We start from the raw sequence: 26,442 nt of genomic DNA, 5'->3' as shown, positions 1-26,442 counted from the left end.
GCACACCTTATATGAAAGCTGCCCTGCAGAACAAGCCAAACCCGCTCCCCATTGAGAACCGATAGGTTTAATTCAATCCTATAAAAAACACTAAAACACTGTTTAAATTATATTTTTATTGAAATATTTTGAAAAATATTTCTCACTCTATCCGACCAAAAGCCAGCAGACAGAGTGAAAAATACCCGCAAATTATGATTGATTCACGACCTGAATAGGACAGTTTTTAAACTGGGCGGCTTGCACTACAGCTTCTTGCTGCCCCATTAAACGTGAAATTTCAGTTTTTTTGGTGTTTGAAGATTGCCCCATATTTAAAGAAACACTCGGACCAAAGCCCCAACCGCCACCATGGCTCCAACCACCACCCAATCCAACATCTACCCCAACTCCCGTACGTTTTGCTGTCGACACGCCCTGATCTAAATATTGTTGAATACGGTCATACTCTGCCTGTAATTGTTGACAGTTTAAAGACTGGTATTGTGTCGGCGAAACATAGGTCGGCTTTACTGTAGTCGCACATGCTGTCAGCAATACACTACTCGCAGCAAGCATAGATAAAGCAATTTTTTTCATAACTTTTCTCAATCTTATTTTTGCTCAATTTCATTGAACAATGAAAGATAGGCCTGCGTCAATTTGTGATCTTTCGCCAAATGAATTAAAGGTTGATTTTGATGATGGGATTCTTTCATCAGGACTGAAGGTGGCAACATATTTTCCAATACAGGCAGACCTTCATCTTTCAACTGTTGTACCACTTCTCGCGGCAACTTGGCTTGTGCCTGATATTGATTCACCACAATGCCTTCAATCTCAAGCTGATCATTGTGGTCATCTTGGGTTTCAATCACATTTTCAATTAGGCTTTGTAAGGCACGCTTAGAAAACACATCACAATCAAAGGGAATTAGCACGCGATCTGCAGCAATCAATGCCGACAAGGTAAAAAAGTTAAATGCTGGCGGGGTATCAATGTACACGCGGTCATATTTACCTTCCAGCAACTTTAAAGCATCGCGCAATTTATAGATTTTATGTTTGGCTTCCAAAGCATAAGCCAAAGCACCCAGACTCGGACTTGCCGGAATCACATCCAACTGTTTAAACGGGGTTTGATGCACATAGCTTTCCAGACCTTTGGCGCGATTTTTCAGTAAAGATCCGATGGCATTGCCCAATAGTCCTGCCTTGCTTTGTGCTGAGCCCAGCACCTCTTCAAAATAATTTTCAATATTGGGTTCGAGTGCAGGTTTATCGACCGAATACGTCGCATCATCGCCCAATAAATATTGACTGGAGTTGGCTTGCGGATCCAAATCAATCACCAATGTTTTCAATCCCTGATGCGCACTAATCGCAGCCAAATTCACCGTAATGCTCGACTTGCCTACGCCACCTTTCTGATTAAATACCACACGTGTCCGCATATTCCCCCTCCCTCAATTTTTATTACTTGTCAATCCGCAGTGTAATCGATCGTTTTTTTATCACTGTAGAAAATGTCTGACAATTAGCCAAAATTTGGCTGAATCATTACCAGCCCCAAGATGGCGATAAACGCCACGACCGCTAAGAACAGCCCCGCACGGCGCTGTGCCAAGACAATTTGATCCTGTTTTTTATACGCCTTACTTAATGAAGATAAAAGCACCAAGAACAGAATAATTTTGGCATAAAACCAAGACTGTACCTCAAAATCTTTCATGACCAATAAGGCGATACCCGTGACCACCAAGAGCGTCATGGCGCTATGTTGTAAGGCGACCAATACGGTTCGGGCAGAAGGGTTGGGCAAATTCCCTTCAGTTCCTGAAAACAACGTTCGAGCGCGCAGTAAAATCACTACAGCAGCGAAGAACACTGCAACCCAATGCAACATTAATACCATTTGAGCATCCATAATGACCCAATTTCCTTAAGTTTTAGGTGCATGGGCACATTCTGGACTGCTGGTATCCCGTCCCTGCCAATCCGATTCGACAAAAGCATGTATCGCTAAAGCATGAATCCGGCTCGGTGCCAATAAATCCCCTACAGCCGCATAGATTTTTTGATGACGTTGCACTAAACGTAAGCCGTCAAAGGCTTCACTGACAATGACCACTTTAAAATGCGATTCTTTACCAGGGAAATAGCCACCATGTCCTGAAGACTCATTCACGATTTCTAAATAAGTCGGAGCCAGTTGCTGTAAGCGGTCTCGAAGTTGTAATTCTAAGCTCATGATGATCTGCCTTAATCTTTTCACTTTCTTACAGTATAGCGGTTCTGCCCGATGGTTTTGTATTCTGAACTTGCTTTTCGCGCTGCAAGCCCGATTTTTTAGAAAATTTGGCATAAAATGCTTTTATTTTATGCAATTGATACAAGTTTTTTCAGAAACATATTGACCGTATTTTTTCATACTGTATTATACACGGCATGCGGGAATAGCTCAGTTGGTAGAGCACAACCTTGCCAAGGTTGGGGTCGCGAGTTCGAGTCTCGTTTCCCGCTCCAAATCATTTTTTAGTGTAAGTTTTAGCAAAAACTGCTCAATATGCGGGAATAGCTCAGTTGGTAGAGCACAACCTTGCCAAGGTTGGGGTCGCGAGTTCGAGTCTCGTTTCCCGCTCCAGATTCTAAAAAACCCTAGTCGAAAGATTAGGGTTTTTTTATGCTGTCAAAAAATGTACCCCATTCAAGACTTCACTCGCTGCTCAACAGCATCAACCGTCATGTCTTAAATAGCAAATGAGTCACCCCATACAAAAATACTCCATGCCTGAACTTTCAGACATGGAGCAAAATCTGGTTTTAACAATGAAATGTCAGATTAGCGCACGGCTATTTTAGGATTGGAATTACCCCAAACGGTGTAGAGGTCTGCAAGCAGTGCACCGTTGTATTCTTCCAAATCACTTTGTTTCACGCTTTGATTGCCCTGTTGTCCAAACAGTACCACTTCATCACTGGCACGAATATCAGGAAAATCGGTCACATCCACCATAGTGGTATTCATGGAAGTACGCCCCACCACCGGTACTTTATGTCCGCGAATTAGCACATAAGCTTTATTACTAAACACACGGCGGTAGCCATCTGAATAGCCCATCGGCAAGTTCGCCAACAAAGAATCACGCTTTAAAGTGTAAGTTTGGTCATAGCCCACTGTTGTACCTTTTAAATAGGCATTTACAGTAGCGACTTGGGTTTTAAAGGTCATGAGCTTTTTATATTCCACACGGTCTGGAATACTATCACCATAAATGACCCCACCAGCACGGACCATATCTAAATGTGACTCTGGCACAGTTAAAGTGGCAAATGAATTGGCGGTATGCAGAGTTAAATCTTCACGTTTTAATTTGGCTTTTTTAATCAGCCAATCAGTTTGCTGATTAAAGATTGCCAAATGCTCACGCACATACTTTTCATCTTCAACCGCATAATGCGTCATGATGCCGACCAGTTTTAGGTTCGGCAATTTGGTCATGTTCAACGCCTGCTGTTTACCGACTTCCGAGCTCATTTCCAAACCATTACGATCCATACCACCGGCATTTAAACCTAAATGATAAGAGATGGTCACGCCTTGTTGTTTCGCCCATTTCGACACGCGCTGTGCCTGTTCGTAGTTACCGAACAACTCTTCCATATGAAGGGATGCTGCATTCTGGATTTCTTGATCGGTTGCTGCACGTAATCGAAGAATGCGACCTTGATAACCCGATTGGCGAACCAGCGCCGCTTCGGCATTACTGGTAATCCCCACACATGGTACTTTTAGTTTGATAATGCTCGGCATCAGCAATTGAATACCATGCCCATAGGCATCAGCTTTCATTACAGCACAGATCTGGCTTTTATTCTGCAATTGTTGTTGTAAAGTCTGAATGTTTTGCTCAAAAGACTGAACATTAATTTCAATCCAAGCATTGGCTTGCGGTGCCGTTGCCTGTGTCGCAGAAACATGCGAAGTTAATAATGGTGCCGCCATGGTGCTGCTCATATTCAGCAGCCCTGCCCCCAACATACACGCTAATAATGTTACTTTTTTCAAGATAAGTCCCTCTTCATGATTATAAAAAAGAGAGGGCAGAATACCCTCTCTCACGCTACATTAATTATTTTCTGGCATTTCTTCATGTTCTACACGGCGACCATGTTCTAAAATCCAGGTACGCTCTGTGTTTTTGCGGTTACGGCGCTTATAAGCAATCCATAGTCCGATAAACCAAAATGGTGAAACGAACAATGAAATACGCGTATATTCATCAAGACATAGAATCGCGACCACAAACACCATAAATACAATCCCGAACCAGCTCATAAAAATCCCCGCAGGCATTTTATAAACCGACTGCGCATGCAAATCAGGACGTTTTTTACGATACGCCAAATACGATGCGAGAATCATACCAAAGGCAAACACGGTCAAAATTGAGGTCAATGACGTCACGATATTAAATGCCGACATGACATTTGGCGTAACAAACAAAATCAATGTGCCGATAAATACACAAATCATCGAACACAACAGTGCTTGTACAGGTACTTTGCCTTTAGACAAGGTTTTAAAACGTTGCGGTGCATCTTTTTCAACCGCCAAGCCATACAACATACGGCTGGTCGCAAAAATACCACTGTTTGCCGAAGACATCGCTGAAGTCACGACCACAAAGTTCACCACCGCAGCAGCAGCAGTCAGCCCTACCAGTTGGAACATGGCGACAAATGGACTTTGACCTGGGTCAACTTGCTTCCAAGAGGTCACACAAATGATGACGATTAAGGCACCCACATAGAACAACAGAATGCGCAAAGGAATTGAGTTAATGGCTTTCGGTAATGATTTTTCAGGATTTTTAGTTTCTGCTGCGGTTGTACCAACCAATTCAATCCCCAAGAAGGCAAACACCGCCATTTGGAAACCCGCCAAGAAACCAGTCACACCATGCGGTAAAAATGCATCTGGATCAGTCAAATGTGAAACTGATGCCTTAACCCCATTCGGTGATGTAAAGCCCATCACCACCAAGCTTATACCTAAGATTAAAAAGGCCACAATCGCAACAATCTTGATCATGGCAAACCAGAATTCGGTTTCACCAAACATTTTGACGGTTAATAAGTTAAGAATGGTCAAAATACTGATCGTCGCCAAAGCAGGCAACCACACTGGTATATCTGGATACCAGAACTGCATATAACCGCCAATTGCGATGATATCGGCAATCGCGGTGATGACCCAACTGAGCCAGTAAGTCCAGCCTAAAAAGTAGCCCGCCCATGGACCTAAGTAATCGGTGGCAAAATCGACAAATGACTTATAGTTGGTGTTGGAAAGTAATAACTCTCCCATGGCACGCATTACAAAAAATAAGACAAAACCAACGATCATATAAGTCAAAATGACTGAGGTTCCAGAGTTGGCAATGGTTTGCCCCGAACCCATAAATAGACCTGTACCGATGGCGCCACCGATCGCAATCATTTGAATATGTCGATTGCTGAGTGAGCGTTCTAGTTTTTCGTCCTCAACCGCCTCGTAATGATGTCCACCCAGTAAATCACCCTCAAGGGCTTCTGGCGACTTATTGAGATTCTTTCCATTCATCATGTTTGTTACTCCAATTTACAGTGAATCACCGTAAATATGGGACTGCGATTAAAATAAAATCCGTTTTAATCCCAATCCAAAATTAAGCTACTGTTATCTTTCAATAACATTAATTTCTATGTTCAAAACTTGCCATTTACCTGTCAGACAAATACACAGCAAGTACTACATAGCTTGCAAATCCTATGCTAGCAATCTTAATTTTATGTTAAAAATCAATGATTTAGCTAATGCACAATACGAGTTTACCCAATGTCATAAGCACACTTATGATCATTGGGTAATAAAAAGGCATACATATCTTTTTCAATATCCATATATTCAATTCCATTGAAAACTAATCAAACGACTTAAGTTCTATAAACCACCATCATCATCTTGAATAAAATCGACGCAAATCATCACACTTAAACCTCAGTTAACATCAAGCCGGCTCTTAAGCCTTTTTTCACTTGGGTATTCGGGAATAAAATCCAAACTTGTTCGGGTGCAACTACATAGGGTTTGCCTTGTTGTAGTGCAATCACTGTATTGGATTCGAATACCGAGAAATTCGGGGCAGAATCGGCAAGATTAAGCTGAAAATCATCTTCAGTTTTGATAATTGATTCGACGACACGAAAGCTTTTGATTGGCTGTTTGTGGCGTGTCGGTAAAGGCTGTTCACTGACCACGGCACGCAGCACTTGATTAATGGCGGCAAAAGCCGATAAATCATTTTGACCAAAAGGTTTGGCATGACCCAGTTCGAGGGTTGAACTGGAGGCATGAAATCTTGAACTGGTGTAATGGGTAAAAGTACGACCTGCGGCATTGTGATACACCAAGGCATCCAATTCTGCAGACTCAAGGCATGCCAACATGCCCGCATCATACGCATGGGTTTGATACGGGAATAACGCGAAGGTCGGCATTATAGAGGGACGAATTGCAGTGTGCAAATCATAATGATAACGCTTCACCTGCGCTGGGCATGCCGTGAAAAACTCTGCCACGATCTGTTCTAATTCAGCAACACGCTTGGCTTCAAAGGTTGCTGCATATTGCTTGTGTGCACCACAGAACATGCGATTCATATCATTTTCAACATAGCGTTGACCTGAACGTATCGCGACTGGATTGCCCAAAACCAACAACAGGCGAACCTGTAATGGCAGTGCCCCAGAAAAAATATCCTGACTGATCTGCGCCAACAACTCGATTGGCGCAGTTTCATTGCCATGTACACCTGCGGAAAGCACGATGGCTTTGCTATAAGTATGTTTTGGAGTAAAACAAAGTACGCCCTCAGCCAGCCATTCCCAGCTAAAATCGTCCTGTTCACCACGCGTCACTGTCGGTAGGTTTTGCTCTAAAACACCACTTAAAAAATCCATCATTTGCTTTCCCTGCTTTGCTGATTAACGTTGGAAGTGATACACCGAACCCAAGCCTAAAATTTGCGTCAATTCATCTAACGCTGTACGGCTTTCGATTAATAATTTTGGATCAGCCAAATCTTGCTGACTCAATTCATCACGGTAATGTTGATCGACCCACGCATTTAAACGTGTGAACAAAGCATCATTCATAAACAGATTCGGATTGATTGCCTTCAATTCCGCTTCATTCACTGCTACACGTAAGCGTAAGCACGCTGGCCCACCGCCATTACGCATACTTTCACGCAAGTCGAAAACTTTAATGTCATCAATTGGCGTACCCATTTGAATCATGTCATTCAAATAGCCCCAAACTGCTGGGTTTTGACGAGATTCTTCTGGCACCACAATGCTCATGCCACCATCAGTGCGCGTCAAAATCTGACTATTGAACAAGTAGGTATTTACTGCATCTTTGACAGAAACACGTTGATCAGGCACTTCAATCGCGACGAATTCTTGACCCAAGCGCGCCATCTTTTCACGAATTTCTGCCAAAGCTGCTGTTTGGTTCAAAAATGCATGTTGGTGATGGAACAAGACATTTTGGTTACTCACCGCAATCACGTCGTTGTGGAACACGCCTTGGTCAATCACATCTGGATGCTGCTGAACAAAAACCGTCTGTTCTGCTTTGAGTTGGTGCAAACGTGCAACCGCTTCGCTCGCCTCAAGTGATTGACGCGCTGGATAGCGTTTTGGACCAACACCACCACCCATGAATTGCTGACCATAAACAAACACTTGAACGCTGGCTTGATCATAAGCACCGCCCAAACGATTATGGTTAGCTGCACCTTCATCACCAAACAATGCCACTGGTGGCAACGCTTCATGGTGTGCAAAATGACGCTCATCATTAAACATCGCTGCCATCACACGAGAAGTCGTTTCGTGCTCAATTGAACGATGGAACTTATTGTTCAAGTTGGCTGCAGTAAAATGCACACGACCATCTGCACTGTCTGCCGAAGGTGAAACCGTTGCAGCATTGGCCGTCCACATACATGAAGCTGAACTTAATGCAGACAAAAGCTCTGGTGACGTACGCATGGCTTGTTCAATCACACTGTGATCATCGCCACGGAAGCCCAATTTACGTAAAGTTGGCACATGTGGGCGTTCTTGCGGTGCAAACACACCTTGCTTTAAGCCCATGTCTGCCAAAGCTTTCATTTTCAGCAAACCTTGTTTTGCCGCTAACTTAGGATTAGAGACATTATTACGGTTTTTAGTGGACGCTTCGTTCCCGAATGACAATCCCGCATAATGATGCGTTGGACCCACTAAACCATCAAAATTAATTTCATAGCCTGACATTTCTAAACTCCCTATCCGTCGACTACAGCACAATGCCTGGCGATAATTTTTCAGGTAAAGCTACCTGAGGACTTTCCAACGATGCCATTGGCCATGCGCAATAATCTGCAGCATAGAACGCACTAGCACGATGGTTACCCGATGCACCTACACCACCAAATGGTGCAGCACTTGAAGCGCCGGTAAGCGGCTTATTCCAATTCACAATCCCTGCGCGGGCTTCAATCAATAAACGTTCAAATAATTCACGTTCTGGAGAAACTAAGCCTACCGATAAACCAAAACGAGTCGCATTGGCTAAGGCTAAAGCTTCATCAAAATGGTCATAACGGTAAATACAGCTCAATGGACCAAAATATTCTTCATCTGGAACTTCATTCACCCCTGTGACCTCTAACAGTCCAGGACTTAATAAGCTGCTGTTTGGATCTGCTTGAGTCACAGGCAATAACACTTGCGCGCCTAAATCGATTAGACGTTGTTGTGCTTGTAAGATCTGTTGTGCAGCATGCAATGAGATCACACCACCCATAAACGGTTGTGGCTGTGCATCCCACTGTCCCACCAGCAAATTACGGCTTACTTCCACCAAACGTTGAATGAAGGCATCACCAGCAGCACCATTTTTAATAATTAAACGGCGTGCACAGGTACAACGCTGACCTGCCGAAATAAAGGCAGATTGAATGGTTAAATTCACCACAGCATCGATATCGCTCATGTCATCGATAATCAGCGCATTGTTGCCACCCATTTCGAGTGCGAGAATTTTCTCAGGTGCGCCAGCCAATTGTTTGTGCAGGTGGTAACCCGTATTGGCACTCCCTGTGAACAATAGACCATCAATTTCATGCGACTGCGCCAGTGCCTCACCTGTGCTACGACCGCCCTGCACCAAGTTCAACACGCCCGCAGGCAACCCAGCTTCGTGCCATAACTTCACGGTTTCTTCCGCAGTCCACGGCGTGAGCTCACTTGGTTTGAACACAATGGCATTGCCCGCGATTAAGGCAGGCACAATGTGACCGTTTGGCAAGTGACCTGGGAAGTTATATGGACCAAATACCGCAAGTACGCCATGCGGGCGGTGACGCAAAGATGCTGCGCCATCGGCCATTTCTGTCACGCTTTCGCCCGTACGTTCATGATAGGCACGGATTGAAATCGCCACTTTAGCAATCATGGACTGAACTTCAGTTAAAGTTTCCCAAATCGGTTTGCTGGTTTCACGACTGATGACGGTCGCTAACTGTTGTTTATTTTGTTCTAATAAGCTGGCAAAACGCTGAATCACCTCAATACGTTCTGCAAGCGGACGACGCGCCCAAGCGGCAAATGCGGCACGTGCCGACTGACATGCTTGTTCAACTTGTGCGGCGGTCGCTTCGGCACCTTGCCAAATAATTTCTTGGCTGACAGGATCCAGTTTGTTCCATGCTGCACCATGCGCAGGAGACCATGTCCCATTAATATATAAATTTCCTTGTGACATTATTTTTGCTCCGCCTTATCTAAAGGCAACATACGAATACTTTGCCCCGCCTGCACACCCAGTGCCTGCGCTTGCTCAGCCGTTAAATTCAAACTTTCAGCATCCGCAGCATGCTGAATTAAAATGGCACGATAATCGTGATACTGGTCATTGGCGACCAAATGACGCTCACCACCCACTGGCACACTGTCTACAATACTTACGCGGCGGATTTGGCTTTCATTCACCGCACGCAAGTTTTTCACTTCAGCTTCTAAGGTTGGACCCGCATCAAAAATATCGACATAACCTTGGTAACGTAGCCCTTCCGACTCCAACACCCGCGACGCAGGTACTGTTTGCGGATGAACTTGCGCAATTACTTGCTGTGCGGCTAGCGGCAACAAATCGGTGTAGACCGGAAAACGCGGCATCAACTCCGCAATAAAGACTTTTTGCCCAATACCGCTGAGATAGTCCGCAGTGGCGAAGTCCATATTGAAAAAGTGGTTGCCCAAAGCGTCCCAAAAAGGTGAACGACCATTGTCATCCGAATAACCGCGCATTTCGGCAATCAGGGTGCTTTGGAACGCCTGCTGGAATGCTGCGATAAAGAGGAAGCGGATTTTAGAGAGCAATTTGCCATTTTGATCTTTGCGATAATCAGGATCTAAAAATAGCGTACACAGCTCACTACACCCGGTATGGTCATTACTTAAAAACAGGGTATTTAATGCTTTGTAGACATTCAGAGCCTGCGAGGCATGAACTTGCTTGCCCACATGGAAGTTATAAAAAGGTTCAGTCAAACCCACTGCCACTTCAATCGCACTCACACCCACCACGCGCTGTAACTGGGTATCTTCTAAAACAAATAAGTACCCTTGCTCATGTGGTGCAGCTTGACCGTGTAAAGTCTTTTGTGTGCGCGCAATTCGAGCCGATAAAATCTCCTTATTTTGCGGTAACGAAGTCAGACCAACGCCCGACTTCCCCGCTAGAGTAAAGATGTCATCTAAATCCCGATACTCTGCATGTCTAACAATCATCATATGCAGAAGCCTTTACGCGCCAACAAAACGCGCAAGCGCACGTTCAAAACGTTGTAGACCTGCTTCAATATCTGCTTCAGGAATGATTAATGATGGCGTAAAGCGAACGACATTTGGGCCTGCAACCAGAGCCAACAAGCCTTCTTCACCCGCCAGCGTCACGATGTCTTTGGCTTTGCCTGCATATTCAGCTTTTAATACGCAACCAATCAACAATCCTTGACCACGCACTTGCTCAAACAAGTCAAAACGTTGATTTAAACGGTTTAAACCATCAACAAAGTATTGCGCGCGGGTACGTACACCATTCAATACTTCTGGGGTATTAATAAACTGGAATACAGCATTCGCGACCGCACATGCCAATGGGTTACCGCCATAGGTGGTTCCATGGTCACCAACAACAAACATGCTGGCATATTTGTCTGTGGTAATCATGGCACCAATGGGGAAACCACCGCCCAAGGCTTTGGCTGTGGTTAAAATGTCGGGTGTCACGTCAGTATTCATGTAGGCATACAACGCCCCTGTACGACCCACACCGGTTTGTACTTCGTCAAAAATCAGTACAGCACCATGCTGGTCACATAACTCACGTAAACCCGTTAAGAATTCTGCGGTAGCCGCAATGACTCCACCCTCACCTTGAATTGGCTCCACAATCACGGCGCAAGTGTCAGCATCAATTGCTGCACGTGCCGCTTCCAAATCATTAAATGGAAGATGGTGAATCCCTTCTGGTAAAGGGGCGAAATCTTGCGAGTACTTCGGTTGACCACCGGCCGTAACCGTAAATAAGGTACGACCGTGGAAGGCATTTTTAAATGCCACAATTTTGTTCTTGCGCGCTGAGCCTGAAAGTAGGCCCACTTTGCGCGCAAGCTTCAAAGCCGCTTCGTTGGCTTCTGCACCAGAGTTACAGAAGAACACTTTATCGGCAAAGGTATTTTCAACCAATTGTTTTGCCAGCATTAAAACAGGCTCATTGGTATAGCCATTGCCGATATGCCATAACTTCTGACCTTGCTCGACCAATGCTTTTACCGCGACAGGATGTGCATGCCCTAGCGCATTTACTGCAATCCCACCAGCAAAATCAATATATTCTTTACCTTGCTGATCCCATAAACGAGAACCTTCACCACGCACAGGAATAAATGGCGCTGGCGCGAACACTGGCACCATATATTGATTAAAATCTTGGCGTGTCGGTTGGTAATTCTGGCTCATGGTATGTTCTTCCTTAATAAATCTGACGTTGTTGTTTCAATGGCACTTAAGCCACGAGAATTTCCCCTTAACCAGGGAAAATTCCGCGCTCTTTACGTGCTTTTAATATGCGTTCACACGCCAAAATGTACGCTGCGGTACGCAAACTGCAGTCTTTTTCGTTGGCTTTAAACCAAACGTCTTCAACTGCTTTAATCATGAGTTTGTCTAAACGCTCGTTAATTTCTTCTTCAGTCCAGAAATAGCTCGCCATGTCCTGTACCCATTCGAAGTAACTTACGGTTACACCGCCCGCATTACACAGTACGTCAGGCACAATCATGATGCCGCGTTCTAACAGGATGTCTTCTGCTTCTGGATACGTTGGACCGTTTGCACCTTCCAAGATCAATTTCGCAGTAAGTTTCTGTGCACGTTCAGGCGTAATCTGACCTTCTAACGCTGCAGGGATTAAAATATCCATCTCTACTGCCCAGAACGCATCATCTCCAATCAAGCTTGCATCTGGATAACCCGCAATCCCTTTGTGAATCGCGACGTAATCTTGTAATGCTTTAATATCGATGCCATCTTTATTAAAGATCGTGCCGGTATGGTCTTGTACACACACCACTTTAGCTTCGGCTTTTTGGAACAAGTACGCAGCTTCGCTACCTACGTTACCAAAGCCCTGCACTGCAACACGGCTACCTTGAAGTGGCAAGTTGATTTTCTTGGCAACTTCTAAACCTGTCACAAATACACCACGACCTGTGGCACGTACACGCCCTAAAGAGCCACCCAAATGCACAGGTTTGCCCGTCACAACACCCGTCACGGTATGACCTTTAATGCTTGAATAGGTATCCATCATCCAACCCATAATGTCGGCATTGGTGCCTACGTCTGGCGCTGGGATGTCATTTTGAGGGCCAATAATTGGACTAATTTCGCTGGTAAAACGACGTGTTAAACGTTCAAGTTCACGCGGAGACAATTTACGTGGGTCTACACGAATACCACCTTTGGCACCGCCATATGGTAAATTAAGAACAGCTGTTTTAATGGTCATCCACGCTGAGAGTGCCATGACTTCATTCAGCTCGACATCTGGATGGTAACGAATACCGCCCTTGCCTGGTCCACGCGATAGGTTATGCTGAACGCGGTAACCTTCGAAGTGCTGAATTGAACCGTCGTCCATTACAATCGGCACATCAACGATGAGTGCACGCTTTGGACGCTTTAATGTATTGATAAATGGAATGAGGTCTTCTTCCAGATACGGCGCAACACGATTAATCTGAGCTAGATAAGTCTGCCATGCACCACTATTGTCCATTTCGTATGACAAAGACATTGAATTTTCCCTTCGAAAATTGAGTGAATCAAATCCATTTTAAATTTGAAACACCTTATTAATTGGGCACCGCCTCAGCTCGGTGCTGTTCCAACTGGAGTATTAGCCAGTCCCTATAGTATGAAAAATCAAAACGACTCCAAAAAGTTGTAATTTTGATTAAAATGCAATAAATTTTATCAATCTGGTGATAGGCAAAATCAAAATGAACGATACTGACAGCCAAATCCTCGGTTTACTGCGTGACAATGCACGCATGTCAATTACCGACATTGCCCAAAAGGTTCGGGTTTCAAGAAATACAGTACAAAAACGCATTGAATATTTAGAAAGTAGCGGCATCATTACGGGCTATACCGTACGCACCAAACCAGGCACGGAAAAAAACAGCATCCGAGCGTGGATGAATATTATGGTCGAAGGCACTAAAACCAATGCTGTGGTGAAAGAGCTCAGAATTGACCCTTCGGTACATACCCTGCATACCACCAATGGTAAATGGGATCTCTTAGTCGAATTAAAGTCAGACAATTTGGAAAGTTTTGATAAAACGCTAGAACGCATTCGGACCATTTCAGGCATTTACAACACCGAAACCAGTATTTTACTCTCGACTTATAAGGCCTAAGGACAACCTAACCCGTGTCATCAACGCTTTATACAGGGTGAACCATAGTCCTCAAACCCCTGTTGGCATTCAGCCAAAGCCTGCCTGAATGTTGATATAAGTCCACCGATCATGCGATTTTGACCGCATGAGTTTTATCGTTTGATCATTTTTAAATACCACTACTCTTTTAAAGTCGGGTGCGGCTGTGTATAACAATCGCCGTATAGCAAAGTAAAAGCATAGGCAAACTGTCTAAAAAAGCGTTAGACTATGCCACAATTAAAAATGCAAATGCCCGCGTGCTTTGCAAATGAATAGAAGGTGAAGATTGATGCCGCTCAATACCGTTGAAGAGCTCGTAGCAGATATCCGTGCAGGTAAAATGGTCATCCTGATGGATGATGAAGACCGTGAAAATGAAGGTGATCTTGTCATTGCCGCGACACATGTGCGCCCAGAAGACATCAACTTCATGATCACGCATGCGCGTGGTTTAGTGTGCCTAACTTTAAGTCGTGAGCGTTGCCAGCAATTGAATTTACCTTTAATGGTCGATGCCAATGGCGCGCAACATGCCACCAACTTCACACTATCCATTGAAGCAGCGGAAGGCATTACCACGGGAATTTCTGCGGCAGAACGCGCACACACCATTCAAACAGCGGTTGCGGCACATGCTAAACCGAGCGATATTGTCCAACCAGGGCATATTTTCCCATTGATGGCTCAGCCCGGCGGTGTACTGCACCGTGCAGGTCATACCGAAGCAGGCTGTGATCTGGCGCGTATTGCAGGTTTAGAACCCGCATCGGTGATTTGTGAAATCATCAAAGAAGACGGCACCATGGCCCGTCGCCCAGATTTAGAAATTTTTGCTGAAAAGCATGGTCTTAAAATCGGGACCATTGCCGATCTCATTCATTACCGCATGACCAATGAACAAACGGTTGAGCGCTTAAGTCAAGAAAGCATCCAAACTGAATATGGTGCCTTTGAACTGTATCGTTACCGTGAAATTGGCAACCCAGACATTCATTTGGCTTTGGTCAAAGGTGAGCCGAAACACGGTGTGACCACGGTTCGTGTGCATGGCTTTAATCCAACGCGTGACTTGCTCAAACTCAACAAGCAAGATGGCGAACCCGCTTGGAATTTAGATCGGGCATTAAAAGAAGTTGCCCAAAGCGATCGCGGTGTATTGGTGTGGATTGGTCAACGCCATTTACAAGATTTAGGTCCTGCGCTCGACAGTTTGACTGCACCGAAGAAAACCAAATCGAGTGCTGCGCTTTCACAGCAATATCAAACGATTGGTGTCGGCGCACAAATTTTACGTGATTTAGGTGTTGAAAAAATGAAGCTGCTCAGTTCACCGCTTCGTTTCAACGCGCTATCAGGTTTTAATCTTGAAGTGGTGGAATATGTCACCGCTCAACAAACATTAACGAAATAATCGAGGTTGCTATGGCGATTCGCCGAATTGAAGGTTTATTACATCTCGCGAGCGAAGGCCGTTACGCGATTTTAGTTGGTCGTTTTAATAGCTTTGTGGTTGAACACTTGCTAGAAGGTGCGATTGATACATTGAAACGTCATGGTGTATCAGAGGATAATATCACTGTTGTTCATGCACCAGGCGCATGGGAACTGCCAGTAGTTGCAAAAAAACTGGCAGCCTCTGACCGCTTTGATGCCATCATCGCACTGGGGGCAGTGATCCGTGGTAGCACGCCTCACTTTGACTTTGTTGCTGGTGAGTGTGCCAAAGGTTTGGGCGTTGTTGGCCTAGACACTGGTCTACCGGTCATTAATGGTGTATTGACTACGGACAGCATTGAACAAGCGATTGAACGCTCTGGAACAAAAGCAGGTAATAAAGGTAGCGAAGCTGCTCTTACTGCAATTGAAATGGTTAACTTGTTAAAGGCTATTTAAAGCATGTCGCAAACACTTCAAGCCGCTTATGCTGCAAAACGTAAAGCACGTCGTTTTGCTGTACAAGGCATTTATGAATGGCAAATGAGCCGCAACCCAGTGCATGAAATTGAAGCACGTACGCGTGTTGAAAATGCCATGCATAAAGTGGACCTAAGCTATTATCATGAATTGCTGACTCAAGTGGTTGCCAATCATGACGCTTTGGATGCGCTTCTTATTCCTGTGCTGGATCGCCAAATCGAAGCACTTGACGGAGTCGAGCTTGCGACCCTTCGTTTAGGTGCCTACGAATTGAAAGAACATCTTGAAATCCCGTATCGCGTGGTTTTAGATGAAGCGATTGAGCTTGCAAAACACTTTGGCGGCGCAGACAGTCACAAATACATCAATGGTGTATTAGACCGTTTAGCCAACGGCCTTCGTGCGGCAGAAAAGCAACAAGCACAATAAGACGTGTAGTAAGTAATATGGCTGAGTTTTCAATCATTGAGACCTATTTTAATCGACAGAAGCATGCTTCCGTCGACTTGGGCGTCGGAGATGACTCAGCCGTACTTACCCCCCCTCCCCAGCAACAATTGGTGATCTGCACCGATACCCTCATTGCAGGAAGACATTTCCCGCTCGATACGCCAGCCCATGCCATTGGCTGGAAATCCGTAGCAGTCAATCTTTCTGATATTGCTGCCATGGCGGCAAAACCGCACAGTATTTTATTGGCCTTGAGCCTACCCCAAATCGATCATGACTGGCTAAAAGACTTTAGCCAAGGTCTATATGACTGCTGTGATCAATTTGGCGTGAGCTTAATTGGCGGCGACACCACACAAAGCCCTCATCTCACCATTTCTGTGACTGCTCTCGGTTGGGTGGATACGGGACACGCGGTAAAACGCTCTGGTGCACAAGTAGGTGACTATATCTGTGTCAGTGGTCAAGTCGGAGATGCTGCATTTGGTTTACAGCATCCGCAGCATCCCTTAAAGCAACGCTTAGACTATCCGACCCCACGCTGCCAACTCGGGCAACAGCTCAAAGGGCTCGCCTCCGCCATGATTGATGTCTCCGATGGTCTGGCACAAGATCTTGGACATATCCTGCAAGCCTCCCATGTCGGAGCACGGGTACAATTAGAGCAATTACCCGTTGATCGTCATGTGCAACAGTTAACACAGGCACAACAATGGCAATACGCATTGGCAGGTGGCGATGACTATGAGTTATGCTTTACAATAAGCCCGCAAAATTACCAACAGCTTTTGCAACAACAATTAGATGTAAAAATTACGGTGATTGGAACAATTACAAATTCAACTGGGCTTACATTTGAAAAAGATGGCAAAGATCATCCGCTTCAATTTCAAGGGTATCAACACTTTGCATAAACCTCCAATTCAGTTTAACCGCATGTCTTGGTCGAACCGCTGTATCGTATTTTGCGGTGTCGGTTTTGGCTCAGGTTTATTACCCAAAGCACCCGGTACCTTTGGTTCTGCCTTTGCTCTGCTGTTTATTCCCTTATGGTTGAATTTAGGCTTTCTCAACTCCATATACGCCATCATTCTGATGTCACTGCTCGGCATCTATATCTGTGGCCAAACCGCCAAAGTCATGGGCGTACATGACGATGGGCGCATTGTTTGGGATGAATTCGCAGGACAATCGATTAGCTTATTGCCATTGATCTATTTTGAACACATGACCATGCTCTGGGCACTGATTGGTTTCTTGCTGTTTCGTCTGTTTGATGTGTGGAAGCCTTGGCCAATCCGGGTGATTGATCGCCAGGTACATGGTGGCTTTGGCATCATGCTGGATGACATTATTGCAGGGCTTTGGGCTGGATTGTGTCTTTATCTGTATTTTACGTTCATCGTGGTTTAAAACAAAACTAGGATTCTTCATGTCAACAACAGTTATTATTCTTGCTGCAGGTAAAGGGACTCGTATGCGTTCCCAGCTACCCAAAGTCTTACAACCCCTAGCAGGACGTCCCTTACTTGGCCACGTGATTGAAACCGCCAAACAATTACACGCAGAACATATCATTACCATCTATGGGCATGGCGGTGAACAGGTTCAACAAGGTTTTAAGCATGAACAGGTACAATGGGTTGAACAGGCTGAACAACTCGGTACCGGACATGCTGTACAAATGACTTTACCGGTTTTACCGCAACAAGGCATCTCCTTGATTTTATCTGGTGATGTGCCTTGTATTACACCGAATACCTTACAAAAACTCCTTGAGGCTTCACGTGGAACAGGCATTGGTCTGGTTACCCTAACCCTCGATGATGCATCAGGCTATGGTCGCATTGTCCGTAAAGATGGACAAATTCAGGCGATTGTTGAGCACAAAGATGCCAACGAGCAACAGCGCCAGATTCAAGAAATCAATACGGGAATTTACTGTGTCAGCAATGCTAAATTGCATCAATGGTTGCCTCAGCTCAACAATAATAACGCGCAAGGCGAATATTATTTGACGGATATTGTTGCGATGGCACTGGCGGATGGACTTGAAGTGGCTTCTGTACAACCTGAGCAGGCATTTGAGGTTGAAGGCGTCAATGACCGCATGCAACTCGCTGCACTTGAACGTCAATATCAACAGTTTCAAGCTAAACAATTGATGCAACAAGGTGTACACCTAATCGATCCGAGCCGATTTGATTTGCGTGGTACCCTCAAAGCCGGACAAGATGTCCGTATCGACATCAATGTGATTATTGAAGGGGATTGCGAATTCGGTGACAACGTAGAAATTGGTGCCGGCTGTGTGATTAAAAACACCACAATTGCCGCAGGCACCAAAGTCCAACCGTATAGTTTGTTCGATCAAGCCATCGTGGGTGAAGATACTCAAATTGGACCTTTTGCACGCTTACGTCCAGGCGCAAAACTTGCCAATGAAGTGCATATTGGCAACTTTGTTGAAGTGAAAAACTCCAGTGTCGGTCTAGGCTCCAAAGCCAACCATTTCACCTATTTGGGCGATGCCGAAATCGGTGCAGGTTCAAACATTGGTGCTGGAACCATTACCTGCAACTATGATGGGGCCAACAAATTCAAGACCATCATTGGTGATGCTGCATTTATTGGTTCCAACAGCTCGCTGGTTGCCCCTGTCCGGATTGGCAATGGTGCAACCGTTGGTGCCGGTTCCGTGATTACCCGCGATGTCGAAGATCACTGCTTAGCTGTTGAGCGCTCTCAACAACTGATCAAAGAAAATTTTCAACGTCCACAAAAATTGAAGAAATAAGAGGATCGTCCTATGTGTGGTATTGTCGGTGGCGTTGCAGAACGTAGTATTACCAATATTCTCATTGAAGGTCTCAAACGCCTAGAATACCGTGGCTATGACTCAGCAGGTTTAGCACTGGTTAATCATGACCAAATTCTTCGTGAACGTCGTGTCGGTAAAGTCGCCAATCTTGAACAAGCGGTCAATGAATCGCAAATCTTTGGCAAACTCGGGATTGCGCATACCCGTTGGGCGACTCATGGTAAACCCACTGAAAATAATGCGCATCCGCATGTATCTGGCGATGTTGCTGTGGTGCATAACGGCATTATTGAAAACTATCAAGAACTCAAAGATGATCTTGAGGCATTGGGTTATGTGTTTACTTCACAAACCGATACCGAAGTAGTGGCGCATCTGGTACATGATGCCTTGAAATCAACCTCAAGTTTATTAGAAGCGGTACAAAGCGTGGTGCCGCAACTCAAAGGTGCGTATGCTCTTGGGATTATTCATACCGACTATCCGAATGAGTTAATTACGGTACGTGAAGGCTCACCTCTGGTGATTGGTGTTGGCATTGGCGAAAACTTTATTAGCTCGGACCAATTGGCTTTATTACCAATTACCAATCGCTTTATCTACCTCGAAGAGGGTGATATCGCACGTTTGACCCGTGACAAAATTGAAGTGTTTGTAAATGGGCAATTGGTACAGCGTCCAGTCAAAGAACTCGATGCTACCGTCAGCAATGCGTCTAAAGGCGAATTCAAGCATTACATGCTCAAAGAAATTTACGAGCAACCTGAAGCATTACAACAAACCATTTCTCAAGCTCTGGATGGCAATGCTTTACGTGCCGATTTCCTGCAACATGCTGAAGCGGATTTTGCCAACATCCAGCAAGTGCAAATTCTAGCGTGTGGTACCAGCTATCATGCGGGCATGATTGCGAAATACTGGTTTGAACAACTGATTGATGTGCCTTGTCAGGTCGAAATCGCCAGCGAGTTCCGTTATCGCAGCCCTGTAATTGTGAATAACACCCTTTACTTGTGTATTTCTCAATCAGGTGAAACTGCCGATACATTAGCCGCACTACGTGATACGCAAAAGCGTGCAGCTCACAAGAACATCAACATTGTGACCATGGCCATTTGTAATGTCGCAACGTCATCCATGATCCGTGAAACCAGTCATAGCCTACTCACGTTGGCAGGACCAGAAATTGGAGTGGCTTCTACCAAAGCCTTTACGACGCAATTGGCAGCACTTATGTTGCTAATTTTAAAAATCGGGCAAATCAAGCAAACCATTTCTGACCATCAGATTCAAAGCATTGCAGCAGAACTTTGGCATTTGCCAAAAGTTATTTTGGATACCTTGCAAAATAACCAAGCCATTTTACGTTTATCTGAGTTGTTTGTAGAAAAGCAGCACTGCTTATTCCTCGGTCGTGGCACACACTTCCCGATCGCATTGGAAGGCGCACTGAAGTTAAAGGAAATTTCTTATATTCATGCAGAAGGCTATGCTGCTGGCGAACTCAAGCATGGCCCATTGGCACTGGTGGATAATGACATGCCTGTGGTGATTCTTGCTCCTCAGGATGACATGCTGGATAAACTCAAATCCAATATGGAAGAAGTCCAAGCGCGTGGTGGCGAACTGTTTGTGTTTGCTGATGAACACAGCGGCATTCAAAGCAAAGAACGTCAACATGTGGTCAGTGTACCAAGCATCATTTCGACTTTAGCACCAATCGTGTATAGCGTTCCGGTACAGTTACTGTCTTATCATGTCGCAGTATTACGTGGCACCGATGTCGACCAACCGCGAAACTTGGCCAAAAGTGTAACTGTTGAATAAAACAAAAGGCTCGTCAATCGAGCCTTTTTAATAAAACAAGCATGAGTTGAATAATATGACACGCCTGACCTGTTTTAAAGCCTACGATATTCGAGGCAAACTTGGCACCGAATTAAACGAAGAAATTGCTTATAAGATTGGCCGAGCCTATGGTCAAATCTACCAACCTAAAACCGTGGTGATTGGCTGCGATATGCGTCTCAGCAGCGAAGGTTTGAAACAAGCCACCATTCAAGGACTGACCGATGCAAGCGTGAATGTACTAGATTTAGGCATGACTGGAACAGAAGAAGTCTATTTCGGTGCCTTTCATCTTGATGTTCAAGGCGGCATTGAGATTACCGCCAGTCATAATCCGATTGACTATAACGGCATGAAACTGGTGCGCGAGAATGCCCGCCCCATCAGTGCTGATACGGGTCTAAAAGACATTCAAGCATTGGCGGAATCTGGTGAGTTTCAAGCTGTTGAGCAAAAAGGAAGCGTGCAACCGTACAATATTTTGCCTGAGTTTGTTCAACACTTATTAACCTATATCACTCCAGAAAAAATTCGCCCACTGAAATTGGTGGTCAATGCAGGCAATGGCGCTGCCGGTCATGTGATTGATGCTTTGGAAGCGCAATTTAAGCAACTGAATATTCCAGTTGAGTTCATTAAAATTCATCATGAAGCCGATGGGACATTCCCGAACGGTATCCCTAACCCAATTTTAATTGAAAATCGGGACAGTACACGCAATGCGGTACTGCAACATCAGGCAGATATGGGCATTGCATGGGATGGTGATTTTGACCGCTGTTTCCTGTTTGATGAAAAAGGCCAGTTTATTGAAGGTTATTATATTGTCGGCTTACTGGCACAAGCCTTTCTATTAAAGCAAGCTAATGAAAAAATTGTGCATGATCCGCGTTTGGTCTGGAATACTTTAGATATTGTTAATCAATATCAAGGGATTACCGTACAGTCTAAATCAGGTCATGCTTTCATTAAAGATGTCATGCGCGAGCATAATGCGGTTTATGGTGGGGAAATGAGTGCGCATCACTATTTCCGTGACTTCGCTTACTGTGATAGTGGCATGATCCCATGGTTACTGGCTTTGAGCGTGTTATCGGAAACACAGCAATCTTTATCTAGCCTGGTTGAGGATATGATCACTAAATTCCCTTGTAGTGGTGAAATCAATTTTAAAGTCGCAGATACTCAAGCTACGGTCCAAAAGATCTTTGATCATTATGCTGATCAAAATCCGCAAGTCGATCGTACCGATGGTGTTAGCTTGGACTTTGGCGCTTGGCGTTTAAATGTCCGTGCATCCAATACTGAGCCACTGTTACGCCTGAATATTGAAAGCCGCTTGGATCAGAATCCAAAGCCGATGCAAACTTATGTGCATGAGTTAACTCAGTTAATTCAAAACTAAAATAAAAAGGGAGCCTTAGCTCCCTTTTTAAATCAAAACGATGCATTAATCTTTTGCATAGCCTTGCGGATTTTGCTTCTGCCAGTTCCAGCTATCCGCGAGCATATCCTGAAGCCCATATTGCGGCTGCCAATTGAGCTCAGTCACGGCTCGAGTATTATCTGCAAATGAGGTTGCTACATCTCCCTCACGTCGCGGTGCAAACTCATAAGCAATTGCAATACCATTAACCTGTTCAAAGGTATTTTTAATCTGTAAGACAGATGCACCCTGCCCCGTACCAATATTCCAAGCACGACAGCCTGTCGCGGATAAACGATTATTTAAGGCACACAGATGTGCATTGGCTAAATCCACCACATGAATATAATCTCGTACCCCAGTACCATCAACGGTATCGTAATCCTGTCCAAAAATGGATAATTTTTCACGACGCCCTACGGCCACCTGTGTTACATAAGGCATCAAATTATTGGGAATGCCTTGAGGATCTTCACCAATTCGACCACTTTTATGCGCGCCTACCGGATTAAAATAACGCAGCAATGCAATCGACCACCGTGCATCTGCTACACTTAACTTTTGTAGCATCTGCTCAACAATCAGTTTGGTATAACCGTAATTATTCGATGGCATGCCCGTCGGCATCTCTTCATTCAACGGAGAAACATTCGCTTCATCATAGACGGTCGCAGAGGAACTAAATACCAGCTTAAAGACGCCAGCGCGTTCCATAGCTTTGACTAAATTTAGACTACCTGCAATGTTATTATCAAAATAAGTCAACGGAATCTGCTGACTTTCACCGACCGCTTTCAAACCAGCGAAATGAATTACGGCATCAATCGTATGCTGTGAAAAAAGACGATCTAGTGTTTCACCATCTCGAATATCCCCTTCAATAAAATCAAGAGATTTTCCTGTCAGTGCTTGTACTCGAGCCAAAGATTCTACTGAACTATTCGAGAGATTATCTAACACTACAACATCATGGCCAGCAGTTAATAACTCAACACAGGTATGTGAGCCAATGTAACCTGCGCCACCTGTGACTAAAATTTTAGCCATATTTTTTTCCTTGCAAAACTTTCAGTAAGCCTTAAATAAAGCTATCAAATGAACTCTGTACTACGGATATTATACTCATCAAGCGAATCACTATAATTTAGTTAATTATAACTTGATTACCCCGTTTATACCCATCGACATAATGCTCAAGTTGAGTCAACAGCCAATCAATATCTGGCTTTGCTGCATCCATTTGATTGATTCTATCAAATACTATTTGTATTTCTTGTAAAGGATAATCTTTTTCAAAAGAACGGCGAATCCGCGCATGCTCTGTATACTCTGTATTCTCTTGGTCAATCAACAGTTCCTCATACAGTTTCTCTCCTGGACGTAAGCCGCTATAGATGATTTCAATATCACCACTCAACGACCCAGTTTCTCGCACAGTAAAACCACTTAGTTTAATCATTTGTCGTGCCAAATTCTGAATGCATACAGGTTCCCCCATATCCAATAAGAAGACATCTCCACCTTGCCCAAGTGCTCCTGCCTGAATCACCAATTGTGAGGCTTCAGGAATGGTCATAAAGTAACGAGTCACCTCTGGATGAGTCACCGTGATGGGACCCCCATTGGCAATTTGCTGTTTAAATAAAGGGACGACTGAACCTGAAGACCCTAAAACGTTACCGAATCGAACAATACTGATATGTATATTTTTCTGTATTGTAGCAACAGCTTGACAATATAACTCTGCCAGCCGCTTCGAAGCCCCCATCACATTGGTGGGTCGAACTGCTTTATCTGTCGAAATTAATACAAATGTTTCTACCCCTTTTTTTACTGCCGCATTGAGACTACATGCCGTACCAATCGCATTATTTTTCAATCCAGCAAGCGGATTACATTCAACTAGAGGCACATGCTTGTATGCCGCTGCATGGTAAACCGTTTGAACACCATACTGTTCAATCTCGTACTCTAATTTGGCTTGATTCCGCACAGAACCCAAAACGGGAATGATGGTCACATCACAGCTCGAGTGTAATTCTTGATCAATGTTATACAGTGCGAATTCGTTCAGTTCATAAAGCACTAGCGCTTTCGGCTTATTCTTAACAATTTGACGACATAATTCAGATCCAATAGACCCACCAGCACCTGTCACCATCACAACTTTATTTTCAATATTTTTGGTCAATAAATGCGAAATCGGGGGAATAGGATCACGCCCTAACAAATCAATAATATCCACTTCCTGAATATCTGAAACTGTAATTTCACCATGAACCAACTGGGTCAAACCCGGTAGTGCCGTAATTTTTAAACTACAAGGCTCAAGCTCATGAATAATCTCTGCTTTTCTTACACGCCCCACTGAAGGAAGTGCCAATAAAATTTCGTCGATTCTATCTTTCTTCAAGCGTTGTAATGCTTGATCAACTGGATAAACAGGTATACTGCCAATAATTCTTCCTTGCAAGGATGGATCATCATCAATAAAGAATACAGGTAGATACTGGCCTGAACATTTAAGTGCCGCCTCAATTTGCTGACCAGCTGCACCTGCACCATAAATTGCAACTCTTTTACTGCCAATTTCAGCACAATATGAGGCTCTAACTAGAAAACGAATATATACCCGACTCAACCAAACCCATGTAAACATCATAAATCCGAATATAAATGGGACAGACATCGGAACAAATGTTGCTGTACTTGTACGCAGTACATATAAAGCGATCATCGTGATAGCAACAGCAAGTGCTAACTTCAAGATCAGGATTTCTTCAAAAGTATGAACAATAAAACGATAAACGCCTGTGATCATTAAACTCAAAACTGCAATGAAACTGACTAAGAGAATGCCATACGCTGCACTTGAAATAATTGGAGTTTGAAAATCAAATAACCGAATCACATAGCACAACCATAAAATTACAGGGAAAGCCAATAAATCTAAAAAGCTTAGGAAAAGTTGCTTATATAATCTTGGCTGTGCAGCAAATTGATGAATTATATTTCTCACAATGATGATCCCCTTTACAGGATTGCATCTTTATCGCCATTTTTATGTCAATAAAAATGCATGTTTAAGTGGGATAGCCTTATGAGGACACCATATTGTCCTTATATGGATTAACTTTTTATTGCATCAATCGCCTGCACAATCTTCTTAATTACATTCACGGTTTTTACAAAACTCTCTTCTCATAACATAGATGTACCAAGAACATTAAATTTGCTTCACTTAGATATTGAGCATTTACCAAGCACACGTTAAGTCTCTAAGCAAACCTTCTAGATCAAGCAAACGAATGACATAGCACCACTATAGAATCACCACAAAGGTCTATAAATCCCCAAAAACTGGTAAAATTTGATAAATTAATATTGTTTTTTACTTATATTGAGACTTATATCAAAAAATATCATAGTTTCAATAATTTAATAAATTTTTAATAACATCTTATGACAAATAATAACTTTGAGTTCTAAACAAATTTAAAAACAATTACAGTAAAAACAACCACTCACGAGCAAAACTTTTGCTCTGACGTCTCGGATTAAACAGCTGACCAAAACAGCCTTAAATGCTGAAAGCAAAAATTATCTGGACGTAAATCCTAAATCAATCAATTTTAGGCATGGCTAGTCTTGTGAGGCTCTGATGCATTTAAACTGGAAGTCTTACGCGGACGAACGAGCAATTTTTTGCCACGACTCATTAAGAAAAATTAAATTATTTGCAGAAATCGGCTGTAAAGTTATTTCCCTATTTATATCCAACAAACCATCAGAATATTTCGATAATATATTGTCCATATGTATGGGTTAATCCCAATAAAAATAACATTGACCTTAGAGAGTATTCTCAAAAGATAATCTCTCTAAAT

At 43.9% G+C, this 26,442-nt stretch carries 23 protein-coding genes and 2 tRNA genes; 11 read left to right on the top strand and 14 right to left on the bottom strand.

The features are described 5' to 3' along the window. Positions 1–192: 192 nt before the first annotated feature. From AC6CHI_RS14815 to AC6CHI_RS14800, 4 genes are all read right to left on the bottom strand, one after another. Entirely contained in the window at positions 193–579 is a 387-nt protein-coding gene (locus AC6CHI_RS14815) for a hypothetical protein (protein ID WP_498122201.1), read from the bottom strand. A gap of 14 nt (positions 580–593) precedes the next feature. After that, a complete protein-coding gene (locus tag AC6CHI_RS14810) occupies positions 594–1,433 on the bottom strand; it encodes a ParA family protein (protein WP_498122199.1) in 840 nt (279 codons plus the stop codon). A gap of 83 nt (positions 1,434–1,516) precedes the next feature. Beyond that, complete coding sequence (locus AC6CHI_RS14805) at positions 1,517–1,906, bottom strand: SirB2 family protein (RefSeq protein ID WP_498122197.1); 390 nt, start codon at positions 1,904–1,906, stop codon at positions 1,517–1,519. A gap of 15 nt (positions 1,907–1,921) precedes the next feature. Beyond that, complete coding sequence (locus tag AC6CHI_RS14800; protein WP_498122195.1) at positions 1,922–2,230, bottom strand: BolA family protein; 309 nt, start codon at positions 2,228–2,230, stop codon at positions 1,922–1,924. Positions 2,231–2,429: 199 nt separating this feature from the next. On the opposite strand from AC6CHI_RS14800, the gene AC6CHI_RS14795 reads away from it, so the two are divergent. Both AC6CHI_RS14795 and AC6CHI_RS14790 read left to right on the top strand, forming a co-directional pair. Further along, a tRNA-Gly gene (locus tag AC6CHI_RS14795) sits at positions 2,430–2,505 on the top strand. 42 nt (positions 2,506–2,547) lie between these two features. After that, a tRNA-Gly gene (locus AC6CHI_RS14790) sits at positions 2,548–2,623 on the top strand. Positions 2,624–2,821: 198 nt separating this feature from the next. On the opposite strand, the gene alr is transcribed toward AC6CHI_RS14790, so the two are convergent. The 8 genes from alr to AC6CHI_RS14750 form a co-directional block, all read right to left on the bottom strand. Continuing rightward, entirely contained in the window at positions 2,822–4,048 is a 1,227-nt protein-coding gene (alr, locus tag AC6CHI_RS14785; protein ID WP_498122193.1) for an alanine racemase, read from the bottom strand. A gap of 60 nt (positions 4,049–4,108) precedes the next feature. Continuing rightward, positions 4,109–5,608, bottom strand: coding sequence for an amino acid permease (locus tag AC6CHI_RS14780; RefSeq protein WP_498122191.1), 1,500 nt, complete (start codon positions 5,606–5,608; stop codon positions 4,109–4,111). 407 nt (positions 5,609–6,015) lie between these two features. Next, on the bottom strand, positions 6,016–6,987 hold the full coding sequence (astE, locus tag AC6CHI_RS14775) for a succinylglutamate desuccinylase (protein WP_498122189.1): 972 nt from the start codon (positions 6,985–6,987) through the stop codon (positions 6,016–6,018). Between the two features lie 21 nt (positions 6,988–7,008). Further along, complete coding sequence (gene astB / locus AC6CHI_RS14770; RefSeq protein ID WP_498122187.1) at positions 7,009–8,349, bottom strand: N-succinylarginine dihydrolase; 1,341 nt, start codon at positions 8,347–8,349, stop codon at positions 7,009–7,011. A gap of 22 nt (positions 8,350–8,371) precedes the next feature. Further along, entirely contained in the window at positions 8,372–9,841 is a 1,470-nt protein-coding gene (gene astD / locus AC6CHI_RS14765; RefSeq protein WP_498122185.1) for a succinylglutamate-semialdehyde dehydrogenase, read from the bottom strand. Next, complete coding sequence (astA, locus tag AC6CHI_RS14760; RefSeq protein ID WP_458893092.1) at positions 9,841–10,872, bottom strand: arginine N-succinyltransferase; 1,032 nt, start codon at positions 10,870–10,872, stop codon at positions 9,841–9,843. Before astA ends, astD begins: the two co-directional genes overlap by 1 nt. Before the next feature lie 12 nt (positions 10,873–10,884). Continuing rightward, positions 10,885–12,102 (bottom strand): aspartate aminotransferase family protein, encoded by a 1,218-nt coding sequence (locus AC6CHI_RS14755; RefSeq protein ID WP_458893093.1) that lies wholly within the window; start codon positions 12,100–12,102, stop codon positions 10,885–10,887. A 67-nt stretch (positions 12,103–12,169) separates the two neighbouring features. Then, a complete protein-coding gene (locus AC6CHI_RS14750; RefSeq protein ID WP_498122183.1) occupies positions 12,170–13,441 on the bottom strand; it encodes a Glu/Leu/Phe/Val family dehydrogenase in 1,272 nt (423 codons plus the stop codon). A 205-nt stretch (positions 13,442–13,646) separates the two neighbouring features. On the opposite strand from AC6CHI_RS14750, the gene AC6CHI_RS14745 reads away from it, so the two are divergent. The 9 genes from AC6CHI_RS14745 (at position 13,647) to AC6CHI_RS14705 (ending at position 22,534) form a co-directional block, all read left to right on the top strand. Further along, the gene (locus AC6CHI_RS14745; protein ID WP_458893095.1) at positions 13,647–14,069 is read left to right on the top strand and encodes an Lrp/AsnC family transcriptional regulator; all 423 of its coding nucleotides are present in this window, start codon (positions 13,647–13,649) and stop codon (positions 14,067–14,069) included. Positions 14,070–14,382: 313 nt separating this feature from the next. Next, positions 14,383–15,504 carry a bifunctional 3,4-dihydroxy-2-butanone-4-phosphate synthase/GTP cyclohydrolase II gene (gene ribBA / locus AC6CHI_RS14740; RefSeq protein ID WP_458893096.1) on the top strand — a complete coding sequence of 374 codons (1,122 nt, stop codon included), beginning with the start codon at positions 14,383–14,385 and terminating at the stop codon, positions 15,502–15,504. An 11-nt stretch (positions 15,505–15,515) separates the two neighbouring features. Next, entirely contained in the window at positions 15,516–15,986 is a 471-nt protein-coding gene (gene ribH, locus AC6CHI_RS14735) for a 6,7-dimethyl-8-ribityllumazine synthase (protein WP_016165653.1), read from the top strand. A gap of 3 nt (positions 15,987–15,989) precedes the next feature. Then, the gene (gene nusB, locus AC6CHI_RS14730) at positions 15,990–16,439 is read left to right on the top strand and encodes a transcription antitermination factor NusB (RefSeq protein ID WP_458893097.1); all 450 of its coding nucleotides are present in this window, start codon (positions 15,990–15,992) and stop codon (positions 16,437–16,439) included. A 17-nt stretch (positions 16,440–16,456) separates the two neighbouring features. Further along, positions 16,457–17,374, top strand: coding sequence for a thiamine-phosphate kinase (gene thiL, locus AC6CHI_RS14725; RefSeq protein ID WP_498122181.1), 918 nt, complete (start codon positions 16,457–16,459; stop codon positions 17,372–17,374). After that, positions 17,325–17,873, top strand: coding sequence for a phosphatidylglycerophosphatase A family protein (locus AC6CHI_RS14720; RefSeq protein ID WP_498122179.1), 549 nt, complete (start codon positions 17,325–17,327; stop codon positions 17,871–17,873). The genes thiL and AC6CHI_RS14720 overlap by 50 nt, the downstream gene beginning before the upstream one ends. Positions 17,874–17,892: 19 nt before the next feature. Beyond that, positions 17,893–19,257, top strand: a complete 1,365-nt coding sequence (glmU, locus tag AC6CHI_RS14715) for a bifunctional UDP-N-acetylglucosamine diphosphorylase/glucosamine-1-phosphate N-acetyltransferase GlmU (protein ID WP_498122178.1) — start codon at positions 17,893–17,895, stop codon at positions 19,255–19,257. Positions 19,258–19,269: 12 nt separating this feature from the next. Further along, positions 19,270–21,108: a glutamine--fructose-6-phosphate transaminase (isomerizing) gene (glmS, locus tag AC6CHI_RS14710; protein WP_498122176.1), complete on the top strand. Its 1,839-nt coding sequence runs from the start codon at positions 19,270–19,272 to the stop codon at positions 21,106–21,108. A gap of 55 nt (positions 21,109–21,163) precedes the next feature. Further along, the gene (locus tag AC6CHI_RS14705) at positions 21,164–22,534 is read left to right on the top strand and encodes a phosphohexomutase domain-containing protein (protein ID WP_498122174.1); all 1,371 of its coding nucleotides are present in this window, start codon (positions 21,164–21,166) and stop codon (positions 22,532–22,534) included. A 45-nt stretch (positions 22,535–22,579) separates the two neighbouring features. Here the strand turns inward: AC6CHI_RS14705 and galE are convergent, their stop codons facing one another. Together galE and AC6CHI_RS14695 are read right to left on the bottom strand one after the other, a co-directional pair. After that, positions 22,580–23,602, bottom strand: a complete 1,023-nt coding sequence (gene galE, locus AC6CHI_RS14700) for a UDP-glucose 4-epimerase GalE (RefSeq protein WP_498122173.1) — start codon at positions 23,600–23,602, stop codon at positions 22,580–22,582. Between the two features lie 97 nt (positions 23,603–23,699). Then, positions 23,700–25,574, bottom strand: a complete 1,875-nt coding sequence (locus tag AC6CHI_RS14695) for a polysaccharide biosynthesis protein (RefSeq protein ID WP_498122171.1) — start codon at positions 25,572–25,574, stop codon at positions 23,700–23,702. Positions 25,575–26,442: the final 868 nt, after the last annotated feature.

The organism is Acinetobacter sp. GQ146, from assembly GCF_059758585.1.
The sequence above is the reverse complement of the archived record's forward strand: the minus strand, read 5'-3'. Positions and strand labels throughout refer to the sequence as shown.